We start from the raw sequence: 19,276 nt of genomic DNA, 5'->3' as shown, positions 1-19,276 counted from the left end.
ATCATTTGCGGCGGAACCATCGCCAGATCGCGCCGGCGGGCGCGTCCGGCACGGTGAGCGGGTGCTCCTCGATGTCGTAGCGCCGCACGTACGCGCCGGCGAAGGCCTGCACGCTCGCGCCGATGGGCAGGGCCAGCAGCACCCCGATGGGGCCCATGACGGCCGCGCCGGCCAGGATCAGCCCGAACGCGACGGCGGGGTGCATGTCCAGGGTGCGGGCGGTGATGCGGGGCTGGAGCAGGTAGTTCTCCAGCTGCTGGTAGCCGATGACGAACAGCAGCATCCACAGCGCGGTCGACGGCGCGACGGTCAGCGCGATCAGCACCGGCACCGCGCCGGCCAGGTAGGTCCCGACGGCGGGGATGAACTGCGACACCACGCCCACCCACAGCGCGAGCGTGGCGGCGTAGGGGACGCCGAGCCCGATCATGGCGATGAAGTGCGCGATGCCCGACAGCAGCGCCGTCAGCGCCCGCGAGTAGATGTAGCCGCCGGTCTTCTCCACGGCGATCTCCCACGCCCACAGCACCTGCCGCTGGCGCCTGGGCGGGAGCAGGGAGCACACCGTCCGGCGGAACTGGGGGCCCTCGGCCGACAGGTAGAAGGTGAACAGCAGGACCCCCAGGGCTTTGAAGATGACGCCGAACGCGGTGGCGCCGATCCCCCAGACGTTCTCGGCCAGGGACGACAGGTGCCGGGTGAGGGTGTCGGTGACGGTCGGCAGCCGCTCGAAGAGGGTGTCCTGCGACAGGTTCGTCCCGAAGGTGGAGTTGATCCAGCCGATGAGGTGCCGGACGTAGCCGGGGAACCCCTCGATGAGGGTCATCGCCTGGCCGGCCAGCAGCGACCCGATGCCGCCGAGGAACCCGCCGGCGAGCACGCCGACGGCCAGGAACATCACGGCGGTGGCGGGGCCGCGGCGCCAGCCGCGGCGGGCCAGCCGGTTGACGCCCGGTTCGATCGCGAACGCCAGGAACAGCGAGGTCAGCAGGAGCAGCAGCAGTTCGCGCAGCCGTTCCAGCAGCCACAGCCCGGCCAGGAACGCCAGCACGATCGCGCCGGCGAGCAGGAACGCCTTGGGCAGCCACGGCGGCATCCGCGCGGGCGGCCCGGTGCCGCCGCGCCCGTCGCCGCCGGGTCCGGCGGCGGAGGGTCCTGTCGCGGGCGGCCCGCCGGGGGCGTCGGGAGGGACGTCGGCGGGCGCGTAGGCGGCGCTGTCGCCCGGCGTCTGCGGCATGCCCGCACGGTAACCGCGCTGTGGGGGACCTCCGGCGGGCGTGCCCTCCCGCAGACGCGATCTTTGCCGAGATTTCAGCCGCCGCTGCCCCGCCCCTCGCGCCCCCTTCTTGACCGGCCGGTTATAGAACCAGTAGGTTAAAGAACCTGGTCATGGAAGCAGGTGGTCATGAGTGATGTCGCCACGGCCGGGCTCGACGCGACCTTCGCGGCCCTGGCCGATCCGACCCGCCGCGCGATCCTGGCGCGGCTGCGCGGCGGCGAGGCGTCGGTGTCGGAGCTGGCCGCGCCGTTCGCGATGAGCCAGCCCGCGGTGTCCAAGCACCTGAAGGTGCTGGAGCGGGCGGGGCTGATCACGCGGGGCCGCGACGCGCAGCGCCGGCCGTGCCGGCTGCGTCCCGGCCCGCTGGCGGAGGCGGCGGACTGGCTGGAGACCTATCGCGCGTTCTGGGAGGACCGCTTCCAGAACCTGGACGTCCTGCTCGGCGAGCTGAAGAGGGAGAGCGGCGATGAGTGAGTTCGAGGAGCTGTACCGGGAGCACGCGGACGCCGCGGGCGACGCGGAGATCGCCGGGCGGTACCGGCGCCGCGCCGACGCGTTCGGCGCCAAGGTCGCCGCCGTCGGCGAGGACCAGTGGGACAACCCGTCGCCGTGCGAGAAGTGGACGGCCAGGGACGTCGTGCAGCACATCGTCGACATGCACGAGGTGATGCTGAGGCCGCTGGGCCGCGCGCCCTCGCCCGCGCCGGGCGTGGCCGAGGACCCGGTGGCGGCGTTCCGCGCCGCGCGCGCCGACGTCGAGGCCGTCCTGGCCGATCCGGTGCTGTCGGCGCGCGAGTGCGACACGCCGTCGGGGCGGCTGACCGCGCTGCAGCACATCGACCAGGTCGTCTCCCAGGACCTGCCGCTGCACGGCTGGGATCTGGCCAAGGCCACCGGGCAGGACGACACGATCGACCCGGCCGACGTCGAGGCGGCCCTGGCGGGCGTGGGCGCCATCCCGGAGGAGACGATGCGGATGCTGCGGACGCCGGGCGCGTTCGGGCCGGGCGTGGAGGTGTTCGGCCCGGAGGTGCGGGTCGGCGCGGACGCGTCCGCGCAGGACCGCCTGCTGGGCTTCATCGGCAGGGATCCGCGTTGGCGCCCGTGACGGTCGCCACCCCCTCCGACCGGGCGATCGTCATGACGCGGGACTTCGCCGCGCCCCGCGCGCTGGTGTTCGCGGCCTGGACCGAACCCGATCTGGTCATGCGCTGGTACGGCGCGCACGGCTGGCAGGTGGTGACGGCGGAGATCGACCTGCGGGTCGGCGGGGCGTGGCGGTTCGTCTGGGAGGGCCCGGACGGGGCGGGCATGGCCGCCGGGGGCCGCTACCGGGAGATCGACGCGCCGTCCCGCCTGGTCTACACCGAGTCGTTCGACGAGCACTGGTATCCCGGGCAGGCGCTGGTGACCCACGACCTGGCCGCGCGGGACGGGACGACGACGCTCACCACGACGTTCCTGTTCGAGTCCAGGCGGGTCCGTGACCTGGTCATCGCGTCGCCGATGGACCGCGGCGTCGCCGAGGGCTACGACCGTCTCGACGCCGTCCTGGACGAGCTGAACCGGCCCTGAGGCCCTCCCCCGGCGGCGGGCGGCTCAGCCGGGTGGGGGCTGGAGGAGTTCGGTGATCGCCTTGTCGAGGCGGGCGCGGCGCCCGGCCTCGGTGCGGGCCTTGAGCAGCGGCAGGATGATCTGGTAGCGGCGGGTCTTGTCGAGGGCGTCGAAGCGGGCGGCGGCCTCGGGGTGCGCGGCGAGCGCCTCGGCGAGGTCGTCGGGGACGGTGACGCCCCGCTGGGCGGCGTAGGCGGCGTCCCAGCGCCCGTCGGCGCGGGCGGCCTCGACCTCGGCCAGGCCGGGCGGGCGCATCCGTCCTTGGGCGGTGAGTTCCTCGACGCGTTCGACGTTCACCCGCGACCAGGGGCTGCCCTTGCGGCGGCGGGAGTAGCGCTGCAGGTAGCTGTGCTCGTCGTGGGACTTGCGCTGGCTGTCGATCCAGCCGTAGCACAGCGCGACGTCGAGGGCCTCCCTGATCGTGATGGAGGTGACCGGGGCGCCCTTCTTGGCGATCTTCAGCCAGACGCCGCCTTCGGTCTCGTGGTTGTCGGCCAGCCACGCCTCCCATTGGGCGGCGTCCGCGAAGTGCATCATCGCCCCAGCATCACCTACCGTGCCCGCCCGGCGGAAGCCGCCCCGGTCACGGCGGGCCGAGGACGGGCGGGTCGAGGACGGCCAGGTCGAGGTGGCGCAGCCGGCCGGGGTCGGCGATGAGGTCGTATTCGGCGACGCGGCCGTCGCGGACGGTGATCGCGATGGCGAGCTGGAGGCGGCCGTGCGGGGCGACGACGGCGCCGGCGCGCCCGTCGACGAGGGCCGGTGCGGCGTGCCGGGCGCGGCGGCCGAACAGCCGTGTCTCGCGGGCGACGGCGCCGGCGCCGCGGGTGACGGGCTCGCGGCCGGGCGGCAGGACGGCGGTGTCGGCGCGGCGGACGACGTCGGGTGCGAGGACGGCCAGCAGCGCGTCGAGGTCGCCGTCGCGGGCGGCGGCGAGGAACGCCTCGACGACGCGGCGCTGGCGGGCGAGTTCGGCGGGCGGCACGGCGGGGGTGCCGCGCACGCGCTGCCGGGCGCGGCTGGCGAGCTTCTTGGCGGCGGAGGTGCTGCGGCCGACGATGGCGCCGATCTCCTCGAACGGCACGGCGAACACGTCGTGCAGGACGAACGCGACGCGCTCGGCGGGCCCGAGGGTGTCCAGCACGACGAGCATGGCGCGGCCGACCTGGTCGATCAGCTCGGCCTCGCGTTCGGGGTCGCCGCCGGCGGCCTCGGTCGCGGGCGCGTGCCAGGCGTAGGGTTCCTCGCGGCGGGACGCGCGGGCGCGCAGCATGTCCAGGCACAGCCGGGACACGACGGTCCGCAGCCACGCCTCCAGGTTGGCGATGGTGGCGGGGTCGGTGCGCGCCAGCCGCAGCCACGCCTCCTGGACGGCGTCGTCGGCCTCCGCGGCCGTGCCCAGCATCCGGTAGGCGGCCGCGCACAGCCGCCCGCGGTGCGCCTCGAACTCCTCGGCCAGCGCGCCGTGCTCGTCCATCGGTCACCTTTCCTCGTCGCCGCGCGTCTGCAGGGTGGACATCCGCTGGACGGCGCGACAGGAGACGGCCCGATGATCCAGTACGAGCAGGGTATCGGCGGCCGGCCCGGCCGGGCTAGGCCACCAGGGCCGCGGCGAGCACGGAGGTCACCGTCCTGCGGACGGCCTCGGTGTCGGGCGGGGCGGCCTGCCGGTCGGCGAACAGCATGTGCCCGGCGCCGATCAGCGTGAACGCGAGCGTGTCGACGTCGGCGGCGGCGTCCAGGCGCCCCAGTTCCCGTTCCCGGCGGAGGTAGGCGGCGATCATCTCGGCGGCCTCGGTGAGGACGGGGACGCCGGCGGGCCAGGTGCGGCGCAGCCGGGCGCGCAGCTCGTCGCGGAAGGTGACGAGCGCGACGATCGCGACGGCGACCGATCCGAACAGTGCGGTCAGCGCGCCGGTGAGGTTGCCGGTGACGGTGCCGGTCCCGGCGGCGCGGCGCAGCTCGGCGGCCTGGGCGTCCATGCGGTGGACGCGGTCGAGCACGAGCTCGGCGAGGAAGTCGTCGAAGTCGGTGAAGTGCCGGTGCAGGACGCCCTTGGCGCAGCCGGCCTCGGTGGTGACGGCGCGGCTGGTGAGCGCGCTCGGCCCGGCGCGGAGCAGGACGCGCTCGGCGGCGCCGAACAGCTGCTCGCGCACGTCGCGGATGTGCACCCCGGTCGGCACGTGGCGTCCTCCCCGGTCCCCCGGTCGCGGATGGGCGGCTGCCCACTGTACTGCGGCCGGTGCCGGTCACCCGGGGGCGGCGGGGAACAGCAGGGTGTCCAGGCCGCGGCGGACGCCGGGGGTCTCGGCGGCGCGGCGGATCGCCAGGAGGGTCCCGGCGGCGTAGGGGTCGGGGGTGAGGCCGGGGTCGTGGCGCATGAGGAGCCGTTCGCCGGCGCCGCCGAAGACGACCTCGGTGGCGACGACGAAGCCGGGCAGCCGGAGCGAGTGGACGCGGGTTCCGGCGACGTCGGCGCCGCGCGCCCCGGGCGGGCCGTGCAGCCGCTCCGGCGCGACGGCCGGGGCGGGCGGGTGCTCGCGGCCGAGGGCTTCGGCGAGCTCGCGGGCGGTGCCGCTGGGGACGTCGGGTTTGGCGGCGTCGGCGTAGTCGATGATCTCCCAGTGGTCCAGCTGCCGGGCGGCGATGGTCGCGGCGCGCAGCAGGATCGCGGCCATGACCGAGAAGTTGCCCGCGGCGATCACCCCGGCGCCGGTGCCGCGGGCGAGGCGGTCCAGTTCGTCGTAGTCGGCGCTGGTGAGGCCGCTGGAGCCGATGACGGTGTGGACTCCGGCCCCGACGGCGGTCCACACGTTCGCGCGGACGGCCTCGGCGCTGGTGTAGTCGACCAGGACGTCCACGGGGGCGTCGTCGAGCGCTTCGGCGACGGTGGCGTAGACGCGTCCGGGGCCCTTCGCGGCGGTGGCGTCCGCGAGGCCGCGGCCGGCGGCCGAGCGGGACACTCCGGCGGTCAGGGCCAGGTCGGCGGCGGCGTCGATCCCGGCGATGATCGGCGGCGCGGTCCAGCCGGTGACGCCGGCGAAGCAGACGTTGATCACATCTGGAGTGTAGGCGCGCGGCCGCGGGCCAGGGGCGGGACGGGTGGCCGGCGCGGCGTCGGGCTCCGTGATCGCCATAACGATGTCTCGAGCATCGCGCGTTTCCTGATGCGGAATCAGGGGTCTGCCCGGCGTGCCCGGCTCAGTTCCCGCGGACCCGATTCAACCGGCCGCCGCTCCCCCGGGGCAACCCTTTATCTCCGGGGCCGCCCCCGGGGCGTACCGGGGGGCCGGGCGGCCGGGGGTCAGCGGGTGAACAGGGAGGCGTAGACGGTGCGGCCGCCGTCGGTGACGATCTGCCCGGCCAGGTGCGGGGCGGTGACCGTCGAGAGCCGCAGGTCCCGCCCGCCGGCCGGGTAGCGGTCCTCCTCGTGCAGGTCGGCGGGCCCGGCGGGAGCCTCGGCGAGCCAGCGGCCGATCTCGGCGAGGCGACCGGCGCGGTCGCGTTCCAGCGCGCCGCGCAGCGCGGCCACCCCGGCCAGGCCGTCGGTGTCGAACGGTTCGGGCTCGCCGGGCGGGGCGGGTTCGGCGCGGTGGGCGGCGACGCCGTAGGCGAAGCACCCCAGCGCGGGCCACATCTCGGCGAAGTAGGCGGGGTCGGGTGCGATCTCCAGGCCGGCGAACCGGCCGGCGAGGAAGAACAGCGCGCCGACCTGGCCGGGCAGGGGCTCCAGCCGGGACTGGAACCGGGTCAGGACCGGCCGCTCGCGGGAGAGGATCTGCTCCAGGTGGCCGCGCCGCGTGCGCCCGTGCCGGGCGTTGAGCGCGGCGATGTCGTCCCACAGCTTGCCGTGGCCGGGCACGCCGCGCAGTTCCAGGGCGCGGGCGCGCAGCTCCAGCGGCAGGACGAAGAACCACTGGTCGCGTCCGGCGAGGTAGCCGCCCTGGCTCTGCTGGACGCAGCAGGCGTCCTCGAACAGCAGCCGCTGCCCGGGCGCCAGGAACGCCGACCGGCACAGGGCGTGGTTCTGCGCGCGGTCCTGGATGTAGCCGATGTGCAGCGGGACGATCGCGACACCGGACCCGGCGTTGGCGAGTTCGACGCGCCCGTAGCCGGGGACGCGGGACAGCTTGAGGCCGGTGCGGGGCGGCGCGAAGCCGGGGTGGGCGGGCCCGGAGACGGGCACCATGGTGAGCGCGCCGGCCTGCTGCGGGGTGCCGAGGCGGTGCCCGGCCAGGCTGAGCGGGCCGGGCAGGAGGGTGTCGAGCGCCGTCGCCGGTGTCATGCGGTGCTCCTTCTCGGTTCAAGCGGGACCCGTCCATCCGGGAGCACGCGGCCGCCGCGCGGCCGGGGTGAGCTGATGGGCGGTCAGGCGGCGAGGTGGGTGGTCAGGCCGTCGGCCTGCCGGTCCAGGGCGTCCAGGCGGGCGCGCAGGGCGGTGCGCAGCCACGGCGCGCCGGCCGGGCAGTGCCCGAGCATCCAGGGCAGCAGCCCGGCGAAGTCGTCCTGGTGCCAGAACCCGCGCTGCGGCAGGGCCGGGGCGGGGCGCCGCAGCCGCAGGTCGTCGCCGGCGGTGAACAGGGCGTGGCAGAACACCACGGGGGTGGTGACCCCGGCGCGGGGCAGGCTCGCCGCGACGCGGGCCAGGTCGCCGGGGAAGACGTTCTCGTAGCCGTCGGAGACGACGGCGACCAGGTCGGGGTCGGCGCCGAGGGCGTCCAGCACGCCGGTGGCCAGGTCGGTCGCGCCGCGCGGGGCGCGCTCGTCGCCGCCGGCCTCGATGACCTCCAGCCGCGCGCAGACCTGCGACAGCACCATCCGCAGCGCGGCGGCCTGCGACATCAGGGCCCATTCGCGGTCGCCGTGGCCGCGCATGGACGCCGAGGCGTCGATGACGAGCGCGACCGTCCCCTCGAAGCGGGGGAAGGGGGCCGCGGCGGCGGCGACGTGGCGGCCGAGCGCGGCGTAGAGCTCTTCGGCGGGCCCGCCCCGGTACAGGTGGACGAGGGTGGCGGCGATGTCGCCGCGGTTGGCCGGGGTGATCGTCGCGGGGTGCTCGCGCGGCGCGTCCAGGGGCAGGATGGGTTCGTGCGGCATTCCCGCGGCCGGCTCGGCGGGGTGCTCGGCGGCGTGGGGGCCCGCGGCGGGTGGGGCGGTGTAGAGGGCGCGGACGCGGGCCGCGGTCGCCGCGGACCCGGCGGCGCGCGGTGACAGGAACCGCAGCAGGCGGCGCCGCAGGTGGTCGGAGGCGGTGTCGCCGGCGGCGATGCGGCGGGCGACACCGCGGGCGGTGGCGGTGCCGAGGGCGTGCTCGAAGCAGTCGAGCAGGGCGGGGCGGCGCGCGGCGATGAGCGCGTCGGCGTCGGGGTGCTCCAGCACGAACCGCAGCACGGCGCGGGTGGTGTGCTTGTGGTTGGCGCGCAGCCGCCGCAGCGCGAGCAGGACGGTGATGACGTGCGCGGGCGGCAGCCCGAGGGTCAGGACGCGGGCGGCGCGGGCGGCGGTGTCGCGGGCCGGCGCGGGAAGGTCGGCCTGGGAGGCGGCGAGGGTCTGCAGCAGCACGCGGGCGCGCTGCCAGGGCCGCGCGCCGGGCGCCAGGCCGAGCAGCGCGTACCCTTCGGCGTCGTGGGCGTGGGCGGCGCGGTGCAGGTCGGCGTCGTCCCAGCGCAGGGGGCCTCCCCTGGGCAGGGTGAGGGCGGTGTCGTGGGTCTCCAGGTGGGCGAGGAGCGTGGGGGTGTCCATGATTGTTCGCCTCCGCAATCATGGAGTGTAGGAATCCGCGCCGCGGGCCCGACACTCATTTTCCGGCGGGCGCGGCCATCCCGGTCCCGGCCGTCCCGCCCTCGACGGGCACGGCGAGGCCGGCGGCGGTGAGGTCGGGGCGGGGGACGGCGGCGCGCTGGGCGATGTAGGCGCCGGTCAGCACGATCACGCCGCCGAGCATCTGCGCGGGGGTGAGGCGCTCGCCGAGGACGGCCCAGGCGATGAGCGCGGCGGCGACCGCCTCGGTGTAGCAGATCGCGCCGCCGACCTGGGCGGACAGGCGCTGCAGCCCGGCGACGCCGGTGAGGTAGGCCAGCACGGTGCTGACGATCCCGATCCAGAGGACCAGGCTCCAGCCGGGGGCGGTGTGCCCGGCGACGGGGACCTGCGCGGGCAGCACGTCCCAGGGCAGCGACCAGGGGGTGGCGAGCGCGGTGAGCAGCGCGGCGGCGACGACGCTGCCGGAGGCGGTGATGACCAGCGGGTCGACGTGTCCGGTGAGGCGGTCGACGATGAGGAAGTAGCTGGCCTGGCAGGCGGCGGCGCCGATCCCGGCGGCCAGCCCGAGCGGGTCCAGGGTGAGGCCGGACCAGATCTGGACGACGAGCGTCAGCCCGGTCATGGCGACCGCGACGCCGGCGATGGCGGTGCGGTGCACGGGGGCGCGGCGGACCAGGCCCAGCCACGCCAGCACCATGACCGGGCCGCTGAACTCCAGCAGGATCGCCACCCCGACCGGCAGCCGGGACGCGGCGACGAAGTACAGGGCCTGGCATCCGGCGACGCCGGTCACCCCGTACAGGACGACGGGCCCCAGGTGGGGGCGCAGCGCGCGGGCGGCGGTGCGGCCGCGCAGCAGCAGCGCGAGCGGCACCAGGACCAGCGCGGCGGTCGCGATCCGCAGCCACACCGCCTGCAGCGGGCCGAGGCCGGCCTCGATGAGCGCCTTGCCGAACGGCCCGGACGCGCCGAAGCACACCGAGGAGAACACCGCCAGGCCCACGCCCCAGGCGCGGGTGCGCGCCGCACCGTCCACCGCCACCCCCACCGATCCGCCGCCCGGGCCGTGTGAACCGTGCCAGCCGTGCCAAGCCGGGCACGTCGTTCAGGCCGTTCGCGCCGCCCGGCACCCGCACGGGCTAATGAGCATCATGACATAACGCTCCTTACACGTCGACGGGTGGGACACCGGCCCGCGGCGGGCGGGTGACGGGTCGGCGGCGATTGGTTCGTGCGGTGCCGGGCGGTTCGCCGGGGGCCACTACTATCGCCGGATGAGCTGGCAGGCGGCCGGGGCGGGGCCCGGCGGAACCGGAGGAACCGGCGGCGGCCCGAGCGGGGACCTGTTCGCCTCCGTCGAGGGCAACGTCCGCGAGCTGGTCGCCTCCCCCTGGTGGCAGACCGCCCAGCCCGCCGACCGCGCCGGCCAGATCGCCGCGCGGATGCTGTGGGGCGCCGGGGAGTGGTGGCTGTACGGGGCGTGGGGCCGCTGGTACCGGTGCGGCCTGGACGGCACCTGGCATCCCTGCCCGCCGCCCGCCGCGTTCGAGGACCGCCGCGTCGCCGTGCCCGCCCCGGCGGGCGCCGGGACGCCTCCCGTCCCGCCGCAGCTGTTCCCCACCGGCCCGGACCTCGCGGCCGGGCGGGTCGCGCCGCTGGGGTTCCTCGGGCCCGTGCCCGACACCGCGGTCGTCGCGCGGATCTCCCAGGCGCTCACCACCGCCCTGGCGGTCAACCCGCAGCAGTTCGTGCAGCGCGACCCGATGTTCCAGCCGGGGACGCCGTCCACGGTCGCGGCGGCGTGGGGCGCGCTGCTGTGGTGCGCGGGGTCGCCGGTGGCGCTGACCGAGCATCCGCTGATCGAGTCGTTCATCCCGTTCCTGACCACCTCGGCCGAGCAGCTGCACTGGATGATGCCGCCCGACCTCGGCACCCTGGCCGGCTACTACGTGCACCGCCTCGGCGCCGGCGACGGCGGCGGCGCCGCGCACATCGCCCGCGTGATGTACGAGGTCGCGGCCGGGCTGCAGGCCGACCCGCGGTTCCGGCCGGGCGCGGACGCGCTCGCGGCGATCACGGCGGCGTCGCTGCGGCTGGTGAACCAGGACCTGGCGACCGTGCGGTACGGGCCGGACGCGATCGTGCAGGAGTGGCGGCGCCGCTGCCCGGCGGAGTTCGCCACGCCGATGGTCCGCGACACCGCGCCCGGCGAGTACCTGCGGCTGGCGCTGTACGACCTGCAGGAGATCGTCGCCGCGCTGACCGGGCCGCGCCCGTCGGCGCCGGGCCGCGGGCACGACGAGGTCCGCCGCGCGGGCGTCGCGGTGCTGGCCGCCGACCTGCAGGCCGCGCCGGGCGCGCTCCCGGCGCTGCAGCGGTGGCTGGACACCGACAGCGCCCGGACGGTGCAGGCGGTGCTGGGCGACCCGGCGAACCCGCTGCGGTCGCTGTGGCCGCGCGACGGGCGGCTCCCCGACGCGCTGCGCAGCGACGACCCCGACGCGCTCGCCGCGCTGCTGGCCACCACCTACACCCTCGGGCTGACGTGGTGCCGGCTGGCGCAGGTCCCGCCGCCGTCGACGGGGTTCGCGGTGCCGCAGGCGGTGGCGGCGGAGCTGATGTCCCCGGCGATGCACACCCCGCCCTCCACCGACGAGCTGTCGGCGTGGGACATCATCAAGGCCGCGCGGGAGCATCTGGCCGCCGAGCGCGGCGCCGACCAGCCGGTGGCGCCGGTGCCCGACCCGGCGGGCCCTCCGCCGGGTCCGCCGCCCGCGGCCGCGCCCGCTCCGCCCCCGGCCGCCGCGCCGATGCCGCCGCCGTCCGCGCCGGAGCCGCCGCCCGTCCAGCCGCCGGTGCGGCCCGTGCCGCCGCCTGCGCCGCCGACCGCCGTGGCGCCCGAGCCGCCGGACCCGTTCGGCATGGAGGCCCCGCCCACCCGCGCCACACCACCGCCTGCGCCGCCTCCTCCGCCTTCTCCTCCGGCGGGGGTGCCCGAGCCGTCGCGCCCGGTGGAGGAGCCGCCGGCGTGGCCGCACGGGCCGGACGCGACGACCGCCGACGCCGCTCCCCCGCCCCGCCCGGCCCAGGCGGCGCCGGAGCCGGTGTGGCCGGCCGAGCCGCAGACGCAGCTGGACACCGACGCGTTCAAGACCCAGCTCGACCCGGGCCCGGCGTGGCCGGGCGCGGAGGCCGCCCCGCCGCCGTCGCCGGCGGCCGCGCTGCCTCCCGAGCCGCCGCCCGCCGTGCCGGAGCGGGAGGCGGCCCCGCACGCGGATCTGCCTCCGCCGCCGGCGCCGGTCCCCGAGCCGCCGCCCCCGGTGCCGCCCGCGCCGCCGCGCGAGCGCAGCCCGCAGGTCGCCGAGGCCTACGGGATCCGGTTCCTGTGCGGCGCCGACGACATCGAACGTGTGGTGACGGAGGTGCGGCGGCGCGGGAAGTGGGCGCGGCGGCTGCGCGGGCAGGAGGTGTCGAGCGCGTCGGCGCCGGCGCTGCTGCTGATCGGGTCGCCTTCCAGCGGGCAGCGGCGGCTGGCGCGGATGGTCGCGGCGGCGCTGGCGGAGGTGGAGGCCTCCAGCGGCCAGGTCCACAGCGCCCACGCCGAGGACCTGCGCGAGCACGGCCCTGACGGGCTCCGCGCCGCGCTGGAGGAGCACGCGGGGCACGTCCTGCTGCTGGACGGCCTGGACGGGCTGATCCTGGACGAGGCGCAGGGCCCGGCGTACGCGTCGGTGCTGTACCGGGCGCGGCTGGAGGGCGTCAACGACACCGCGCTGCTGGGCACGTGCGAGCCGGACCGGGTGGGTGAGCTGTCGGCGGCGTCGCCGGAGCTGGTGACCGACCTGCGGGCGGTGCGGCTGCCGGATCTGGCCGACGCCGCGGCGAGGTCGGCGCTGGTGGGCCTGCTGGCCGAGGAGCGGCGGCTGCGGCTCGGGTCGGACGCGTGGACGGTGGTGAACCGCGACGTCGGGACGCTGCGCCCGCGCGGGCGGCTGACCGGTGCCCGCCTGGTGGAGGCGTATCTGGACCGGGCGGCGACGCGGCATCTGGGCAGCGCGGAGGCGGCGCAGGCGATCGGCAGTGCCCTGTCGCTGACGGCTGCCGACTTCGAGGGCCTGGCGGCGGAGCTCTCCGGCCGCTGAGCCTCGCACCGCCGACCGCCGACCGCCGACCGCCGGCGGGTGGCGGGGTGGTCGCGTGGAAGGCCGATTCGCCTTGCCCGTAGGGGATTTGGGCCCCTGCGGGCGGTGAAATGTCGGTGGGCGCGGTCACGATGGTGGTGTGGATCGCGTTGATCGGCTGCTGGCGCTCGTCGCCGAGCTCCGTGCGGCCTCGCCCGCGCCGCTGGACCCGGCCGGGCTGGCCGCGCGGTTACGGGTCAGCGAGCGGACCGTCCGCCGCGACCTGGAGCTGCTGACGCACGGCGGGCTGCCGGTGCGGACGGAGAAGGGCCGCGGGCACGCGCTGCCCGCCGCCGCGGCCCCGGCGCCGCTGACCGAGGCGGAGTCGCTGGTGGGCCCGGTGCGCGACACGCTCGCCGAGGCGGTCCGGACGCGCCGGATCGTCCGGCTCGCCTACACCGACCGGTCGGGGGCGCGCAGTTTCCGGGACGTGGAGGCGCACGGCCTGGTCATCGCCCCGTACGCGGAGTATCTGGTGGGGTGGTGCCGGATGCGCGACGGGCCCCGCATGTTCCGGCTCGACCGGATCGGCGCGGCGTTCCTGTCGGGCCGGGGCGGCGAGGTCCGCGATCTGGACGCGCTGCTGGCGGCGCTGCGGGTGCCGATGCAGCGTCCCGCGGACCTGGCGGCCAACCCGGCGGGGCCGCGTGGCCCGGCGGGTGCGGCGCGGGCGCGCGCGTGGACGCTGGACCGGCTGGAGTTCGTCCGGTCCCGGCTGCGGGACGCGGCCGCGGAGGTCCTGCCCACCGGCGCGGGCCCCGGCTCCTCGCGCGGCTCCTCGCGGGGCGCGGGACGGGGGTCGGGGGCGGCGGCGCTGCGGGGCGTGCTGGGGCATCTGGCGGAGTGGACGCGGTGGCAGGCGGCGGCGATCCGGTCCGCGGCGACGGGCGAGGAGCCGGTGCTGGCGGGGCGCCGCCCGCGGTTCCCGGAGGGGTTCGACCGGGAGCTGCCCTTCGACGCGCGCGAGCGGATGATCCAGGACGCGATGGCGCTGCGGTCGCTGGGCGATGTGGCCCGTGACCTGGAGGAGGTGCTGGAGTCGGTGGCGCACTGGGCGGCGGGCTGCGACGACGCGCTGTGGGAGGGGGAGCTGCCCGACCCGCGGCCCTACGGCCCGCCGGGTCCGCCGCGTCCGCTGGCGGACCTGCTGGCGGGCTGGCGGGGGCCGCTGGCGCACATCGAGTGGCATCTGGACCGGCTGACCGACGTGCCGCCGCCGGCGCCGTCCGGTGACGACGAGGAGGCCTGGGTCGTGGACCGCTGCCCCCTGCAGGCCTGACCCCCGGGGGGCTTGTTCGGGTGCGGGTCAGGTGGTGGGGCGGCGGCCGGGGGCTGCGGTTTCGGTGAGGTGGCGGGTGAACCAGACGGTCTTGCCGGGCGGTTCGGGCCGGGTCCCGTAGCGGGTGGCGAGGGCGGCGACGAGCAGGAGCCCGCGTCCGGCCTCGGCCCAGTCCAGGACGCGCGGCGCGGCGGGCGCGGCGCCCGTCAGCGGCCCGGTCCCGGCGGTGCGGCCGGTGGGGGCGGCGTCGCGGACCTCGCCGTCGAGGCGGTCGCCGCGCAGGTGCAGGGCGAGGCGGACGGGCCCGGCGCCGTGCAGGACGGCGTTGGTGACGAGCTCGTCGACGATGAGGACGACGTCGTTCACGTCGCCGGGGTCGGTGACGTGCCATTCCCGCAGGGCGCGGCGGGTGAGGCCGCGTGCGCGGGACGCGGCGGCCGGTTCGGCGGCCAGGTCCCACGCCGCGAACGCGGCGGCGTCTTCGCCGGCGGCACGGCGCGCCCGGCCGCCCGCGCTGCGGGACCCCTCGCCCGCGCTGTCGCCCGCCGTGGTGTCTTCGGCGTTCATGGGTGCGGTTTCGTGGTCGGGGCGGGCGGCGCCGCCGGTGCGGTGCGGCGCGCCGTTGCTCGCGGCGGCGGCTTCGTCGCGGTCGGCGGCCGCGGTGGCGGGTCGCCTGGTTCCGGTCCCCGTGGTGGTCACTGTCGCTTCTCCCCTCCGTGCCGGCGCGGCCGGTCCCCTGGCCGCCGTTTCCGGCGCTGTGAGCGTGCGGTCATAGTCGGGGACGCCTCCGCCGGGGGCGGGGTGCACGGGCGCAGGCAAGCCTCACCCGGGGGTGAGGTGATCGGGACATCGGGGACGCGGTGGAGGAGCACCCGCGGGAAGCCGTTACAGTGGACGGGTCGGTGTGGCATGTGTCCCCCGGGCTCTACCTGACGCCTTCGGGGAATACCGCCGGTCCCATGCGGTCCGGGCTGGAGCTTCGTTGTGCCTTACGCCGTGAGGCGACCACCACACCGGCTTGAACGCCGATGCCCCGGCGAGGAGGTCCTCGCCGGGGCATCGGCGTTCGCGCGTCCGCGGATGGATGCGGCGCCGCACGGCGGGCGCGGCCGGGCGCCCGCCCGCGTCGGGGCGGGCCGTGTCAGGGTGGTGTTACGCGAAGGCCGCGGCGATCGCGGCGCCGATCGCGGCGAGGACGATGATGACGGCGGCCGCGGCGGCGATGACGGTGCGGGCGCGGCGGCGGGGCTCGCCGAGCCGGGCGAGTCGATGGGCCAGCCGTGGTTCGTCCTCGCTCAGGCGGACCTCGATCTGCATGAGGATCCGCTGCTCCTCCATCGACAGCGCCATGCTCTTACCTCCGGGGGTCAGGTGTCTGATTCCTCCCCCCGGAGCATGATCATTATCCCTGGGGCGGGGAGACCGTTGCGCCGCGTCCGGGGGCGCTCTGGTGGTGGAGGCGGTCCAGGGCGGTGACGTAGTAGGTGTAGGTGCGGCCGGGCTTGGCGGCGGGGTCGATGATGCCGCCGCCGCGGACGTTGGCGATGAGGGGCTGGGGGTCGACGGGCGCGCAGCCGGGGCGTGCGCCGTCCACCCGGTAGACGGCGTAGGAGGTGGCGCCCTCCGAGGCCCGCCAGGTGACCTTCACGCCCTTCTCGCCCTTCCCGGCCGCGGGGGCGGCGGCGGTGTCCTGGACGGGCGGCGGCGCCTTGCCGCCGCGCCCGGCGGGGATCGGCGGGATCGCGGGGCGGGCGTAGTGGTCGGCGCGCAGCCGGGCGGCGAACCCGCGGCGGTTGGAGACGATGTCGGAGGCGCTGAAGTACACGTCGCCGCGGATCTGCGGGTACTTGGCGTTGAGGGTGAGGTGCCGGGACAGCTCGGCGGGGTTCTTCCAGGCGGCGTCCTTGCCGACGCGGTAGGCGCCCTGCCCGATGGTGAGGTGCACGCCGGTGCCCTTGACCTGGGCGGCCCACCAGCCGGCGAGCTCGGCGTAGTCGGCGCGGGGGTCGCCGATCGGCCAGTACAGCTGCGGGGTGATGTAGTCGACCCAGCCCTTCTTGATCCAGGTGCGGGTGTCGGCGTAGATGTCGTCGTAGCTCTGCAGCGCGCGGGTGTCCGATCCGCGGGGGTCGGTGTTCTTGTTGCGCCACACGCCGAACGGGCTGATCCCGAACCGCACCCACGGCTTGGCGTCGTGGATCTTGCCGGACAGGTCCCGGACGAGGGTGTCGACGTTGCGGCGGCGCCAGTCGCCCCTGTCCATGCCGCCGCCGTGGGCCTTGTAGGTGGCTTGGTCGGGGAACTCGCGGCCGCCCTCGGGGTAGGGGTAGAAGTAGTCGTCGAAGTGGACGGCGTCGATGTCGTACTTGCCGACGACGTCCATGACGGCGCGGGTGGCCAGGTCGCGGACCTGCGGGAGGCCCGGGTCGTACCACAGGCCGGTGCCGTACTTGCGGACCCAGTCGGGGTGCTGCCGGGCGGGGCTCTTGGGCGAGAGCTTGTTCAGGTCGTCCTGGCGGGAGACGCGGTAGGGGTTGAACCAGGCGTGGAACTCCAGGTTCCGCGCGTGCGCCTCCTTGATCATGAAGGCGAGGACGTCGTAGCCGGGGTCCTTGCCCTGCGTGCCGGTGATCCACTGCGACCACGGCTCGTAGGGGGAGTCGTAGAAGGCGTCGGAGTTGGGGCGGATCTGCACGAACACCGCGTTCATGTTCATCGCGGTCGCGGTGTCGAGGAGCCGGGTGAACTGCCCGCGCTGCTCGGCGGCGGGGTCGGTGGTGTCCTTGGGCCAGTCGATGCCGGCGACGGTGGCGATCCACATGGCGCGCAGCTGCCGTGACCGGCCGCCGTCGCCGGGCGCGGCGACGGCGCCGCATTCGGCCTTGGCCCCGGCGGTGACGGGGGCCTTCTCGCTCTCCCCGCCGAGCGCGGGGATGCCGCAGCCGGCCAGCGCGGCGGCCGCCGTTCCCGCCGCGAGGGCGGCCGTGATCCGGATCCTCAGTCGCGATGCCATAGCGGCCCATTGTCACTCACCCGCCGCGATGCTGCGTACGGAACGCGCATGTCCGTGTGATGCCTGCCCGTCCCGTTTCGCCCTGCCTTCACCTTGCGATCTTCGAACACACGTTCCATACTGGCCGGACGGTTGATCGCTCAGACGTTCGAAAGGGGGGTGGGCGTGCGCTGGGATCATCTCCGGCTGGACGGCGGCGACGCGGGCCCGGAACCGCCGCTGATCGAGCGGGGGGCGGTGGCGCGCACCTTCGACACCCCCGGGTTCCGCGGCATGACCTTCTACGAGGTCCGCGCCAGGACGGTCGTCAACAAGGTCCCCGAGGCGTCCCGGATGCCGTTCCGCTGGACGATCAACCCCTATCGAGGCTGCTCCCATGCGTGTGTTTACTGCTTTGCCCGTAAAACGCATGAATACCTGGACATGGACGCGGGCGCGGACTTCGACTCGCGGATCGTGGTGAAGGTGAACGCGGCCGAGCGGGTCCGGGCGGAGCTGGCGTCGCCGCGATGGCGGGGCGAGCACATCGCGCTGGGCGCCAACGTCGACTGCTACCAGCGCGCCGAGGGCCGCTACCGGCTGATGCCGGGCATCCTGGCGGCGCTGCGCGACGCGGCCAACCCGTTCTCCGTCCTGACCAAGGGCACGCTGATCCTGCGCGACCTGCCGATCCTGCGCGAGGCGGCCCGGCGCACCGCGGTGAGCGCGGCGGTCTCGGTCGGGTCGGTCGACCCGCAGCTGTGGCGCTCGGCCGAGCCGGGCACCCCGCCGCCGCGCCGGCGGCTGGCGGTGTGCCGGACGCTGAACGAGGCGGGCATCGGCTGTGGCGTCCTGATGGGCCCGGTCATCCCCTACCTGTCGGACTCCCCCGCCCAGCTCGACGCGGCCGTCCGGCAGATCGCCGAGGCGGGCGCGACCTGGGTGTCGGCGATCACGCTGCACCTGCGTCCCGGCGCCCGCGAATGGTTCATGGCCTGGCTGCGCGCGCACCACCCCGAGCTGATCGTCCCCTACGCGCGCCTGTACGGGGCGGGCGCCTACGCCCCGCGCGAGTACCAGGACGCCATCGCCCGCCAGGTCCGCGACCTGGCCGCCCGCTACGGCATCGGTGACCGCGCCGCACACCGCCCCCCTCCCCCTCCACCACGGCCCGACCCGCCACGGCAGCTGTCCCTCCTGTGAACCGCCGCCCGCGTGGCGTGCCACCCGAACCTGGGTCGCGGCGCCGGGCGGGTCAGGCGGCGTCCGTCCGGTCGGCGGCGGCTGGGGCGGGGGTGGTGGTGCGGTGGACGGTGAGGCCGGTGCCCGCGGGGGCCAGCGCGGGGCGCAGGACGAGGTCGGCGTCGTAGTCGCCGCCTGATTCGGGGCGGTACGGGATGGGAGCGGCGGCCGGCAGGGTGCGCAGCCGCTCGTCGAGCGCCGCGCCGGCGGCCTCGGTGTCGGCGGGCCCGGCGCGGTCGGCGCCGGCGACGACCAGCGGCGGCAGGACGTCCATCCCCGTGTAGAACAGGGTGCCGTGCAGCAGGGGGAACAGCACGTCCTCGGCGTCACCGTGCACGCCACGGGGGCCGAGACCGGTGGGGCGCGCCCCGGCCGTGGTGACGACCAGGGCGCGCCGCCCGGCCAGGCCGCCCGCGCCGTAGCGCAGGGTCCGGCCCTGATCGTCGGTGACGCCGAACGCGAACCCCTGGACGAAGACGCGGTCGAACCAGCCCTTGAGGATCGCGGGCATCCCGAACCACCACAGCGGGAACTGCACGACCAGCGCGTCCGCCCAATCGATCTTGTCCTGTTCGGCGCGGATGTCGGGGGCCAGCGCGCCGGCCGCGTGGGCGCGCTCGGACGCGGCGCCGACCACGAGCCGCTCGCGCGGGTCGTGACCGAAGTCGGCGGGCCCGACGACCGGGTTCCAGCCCATCGCGTACAGGTCGGAATGGCGGACGCGGTGGCCCAGCCGCGCCAGGGTCGCGGCGCCGCGGTCGCGCAGGGCGCCGTTGAGGGAGCGGCCCTCCGGATGCGCGAAGACCCACAGGACGTTCACGACGGTTCCCCTTCCCGGGTGCGGTTCCTGGTGACGTGTCCGATGCTGCCGGGGCGGGCGAGGCGCCCACGAGTGGCCCGCAGGCCGATATGTGCAAGAATCGGGC

18 protein-coding genes are annotated in these 19,276 nt (G+C 76.2%); 6 read left to right on the top strand and 12 right to left on the bottom strand.

What is annotated here, in order from left to right; translation table 11 throughout:
- Position 1: 1 nt before the first annotated feature.
- Positions 2–1,237: an AI-2E family transporter gene (locus ACH34S_RS23390; RefSeq protein WP_395954889.1), complete on the bottom strand. Its 1,236-nt coding sequence runs from the start codon at positions 1,235–1,237 to the stop codon at positions 2–4.
- Between the two features lie 168 nt (positions 1,238–1,405).
- Here ACH34S_RS23390 and ACH34S_RS23385 point away from each other — a divergent pair, with 168 nt between their 5' ends.
- Genes ACH34S_RS23385 through ACH34S_RS23375 form a run of 3 tightly spaced genes read left to right on the top strand, consistent with a single transcriptional unit; the run spans position 1,406 to position 2,854 of the window.
- Entirely contained in the window at positions 1,406–1,753 is a 348-nt protein-coding gene (locus tag ACH34S_RS23385; protein ID WP_395954888.1) for an ArsR/SmtB family transcription factor, read from the top strand.
- A complete protein-coding gene (locus ACH34S_RS23380) occupies positions 1,746–2,387 on the top strand; it encodes a TIGR03086 family metal-binding protein (RefSeq protein ID WP_395954887.1) in 642 nt (213 codons plus the stop codon). The genes ACH34S_RS23385 and ACH34S_RS23380 overlap by 8 nt, the downstream gene beginning before the upstream one ends.
- Positions 2,384–2,854: an SRPBCC domain-containing protein gene (locus tag ACH34S_RS23375; RefSeq protein ID WP_395955083.1), complete on the top strand. Its 471-nt coding sequence runs from the start codon at positions 2,384–2,386 to the stop codon at positions 2,852–2,854. Before ACH34S_RS23380 ends, ACH34S_RS23375 begins: the two co-directional genes overlap by 4 nt.
- 24 nt (positions 2,855–2,878) lie before the next feature.
- Here ACH34S_RS23375 and ACH34S_RS23370 read toward each other — a convergent pair whose 3' ends face one another.
- The 7 genes from ACH34S_RS23370 to ACH34S_RS23340 all read right to left on the bottom strand — a co-directional run bounded on the left by ACH34S_RS23370 (position 2,879) and on the right by ACH34S_RS23340 (position 9,698).
- Positions 2,879–3,430, bottom strand: coding sequence for a YdeI family protein (locus tag ACH34S_RS23370; protein WP_395954886.1), 552 nt, complete (start codon positions 3,428–3,430; stop codon positions 2,879–2,881).
- A 46-nt stretch (positions 3,431–3,476) separates the two neighbouring features.
- The gene (locus tag ACH34S_RS23365; protein WP_395954885.1) at positions 3,477–4,370 is read right to left on the bottom strand and encodes a sigma-70 family RNA polymerase sigma factor; all 894 of its coding nucleotides are present in this window, start codon (positions 4,368–4,370) and stop codon (positions 3,477–3,479) included.
- Between the two features lie 115 nt (positions 4,371–4,485).
- Entirely contained in the window at positions 4,486–5,076 is a 591-nt protein-coding gene (locus ACH34S_RS23360; protein ID WP_395954884.1) for a TetR/AcrR family transcriptional regulator, read from the bottom strand.
- 66 nt (positions 5,077–5,142) lie between these two features.
- Positions 5,143–5,952: a 4-hydroxy-tetrahydrodipicolinate reductase gene (gene dapB / locus ACH34S_RS23355; protein ID WP_395954883.1), complete on the bottom strand. Its 810-nt coding sequence runs from the start codon at positions 5,950–5,952 to the stop codon at positions 5,143–5,145.
- A 245-nt stretch (positions 5,953–6,197) separates the two neighbouring features.
- Positions 6,198–7,178, bottom strand: a complete 981-nt coding sequence (locus tag ACH34S_RS23350) for an ARPP-1 family domain-containing protein (RefSeq protein ID WP_395954882.1) — start codon at positions 7,176–7,178, stop codon at positions 6,198–6,200.
- Positions 7,179–7,261: 83 nt separating this feature from the next.
- Positions 7,262–8,635 carry a hypothetical protein gene (locus tag ACH34S_RS23345; protein WP_395954881.1) on the bottom strand — a complete coding sequence of 458 codons (1,374 nt, stop codon included), beginning with the start codon at positions 8,633–8,635 and terminating at the stop codon, positions 7,262–7,264.
- Between the two features lie 55 nt (positions 8,636–8,690).
- Positions 8,691–9,698, bottom strand: coding sequence for an EamA family transporter (locus ACH34S_RS23340; protein WP_395954880.1), 1,008 nt, complete (start codon positions 9,696–9,698; stop codon positions 8,691–8,693).
- 232 nt (positions 9,699–9,930) lie between these two features.
- Between ACH34S_RS23340 and ACH34S_RS23335 the strand changes: the two genes are divergently transcribed.
- On the top strand, positions 9,931–12,798 hold the full coding sequence (locus ACH34S_RS23335; protein ID WP_395954879.1) for a hypothetical protein: 2,868 nt from the start codon (positions 9,931–9,933) through the stop codon (positions 12,796–12,798).
- Positions 12,799–12,937: 139 nt separating this feature from the next.
- Positions 12,938–14,116, top strand: coding sequence for a helix-turn-helix transcriptional regulator (locus ACH34S_RS23330; protein ID WP_395954878.1), 1,179 nt, complete (start codon positions 12,938–12,940; stop codon positions 14,114–14,116).
- Positions 14,117–14,143: 27 nt separating this feature from the next.
- Here the strand turns inward: ACH34S_RS23330 and ACH34S_RS23325 are convergent, their stop codons facing one another.
- From ACH34S_RS23325 to ACH34S_RS23315, 3 genes are all read right to left on the bottom strand, one after another.
- On the bottom strand, positions 14,144–14,815 hold the full coding sequence (locus tag ACH34S_RS23325) for an ATP-binding protein (RefSeq protein ID WP_395954877.1): 672 nt from the start codon (positions 14,813–14,815) through the stop codon (positions 14,144–14,146).
- Positions 14,816–15,268: 453 nt separating this feature from the next.
- Positions 15,269–15,466, bottom strand: coding sequence for a DUF3040 domain-containing protein (locus ACH34S_RS23320; RefSeq protein ID WP_395954876.1), 198 nt, complete (start codon positions 15,464–15,466; stop codon positions 15,269–15,271).
- Between the two features lie 52 nt (positions 15,467–15,518).
- Positions 15,519–17,129: a family 10 glycosylhydrolase gene (locus ACH34S_RS23315; protein ID WP_395954875.1), complete on the bottom strand. Its 1,611-nt coding sequence runs from the start codon at positions 17,127–17,129 to the stop codon at positions 15,519–15,521.
- 165 nt (positions 17,130–17,294) lie between these two features.
- On the opposite strand from ACH34S_RS23315, the gene ACH34S_RS23310 reads away from it, so the two are divergent.
- Positions 17,295–18,311 carry an Rv2578c family radical SAM protein gene (locus ACH34S_RS23310; RefSeq protein WP_395954874.1) on the top strand — a complete coding sequence of 339 codons (1,017 nt, stop codon included), beginning with the start codon at positions 17,295–17,297 and terminating at the stop codon, positions 18,309–18,311.
- A gap of 52 nt (positions 18,312–18,363) precedes the next feature.
- Here the strand turns inward: ACH34S_RS23310 and ACH34S_RS23305 are convergent, their stop codons facing one another.
- Positions 18,364–19,170 carry an NAD(P)H-dependent oxidoreductase gene (locus tag ACH34S_RS23305; RefSeq protein WP_395954873.1) on the bottom strand — a complete coding sequence of 269 codons (807 nt, stop codon included), beginning with the start codon at positions 19,168–19,170 and terminating at the stop codon, positions 18,364–18,366.
- Positions 19,171–19,276 lie beyond the last annotated feature (106 nt).

This window comes from Actinomadura sp. 3N508, assembly GCF_044326375.1.
Taxonomy (GTDB): Bacteria; Actinomycetota; Actinomycetes; order Streptosporangiales; family Streptosporangiaceae; genus Spirillospora.
The sequence above is the reverse complement of the archived record's forward strand: the minus strand, read 5'-3'. Positions and strand labels throughout refer to the sequence as shown.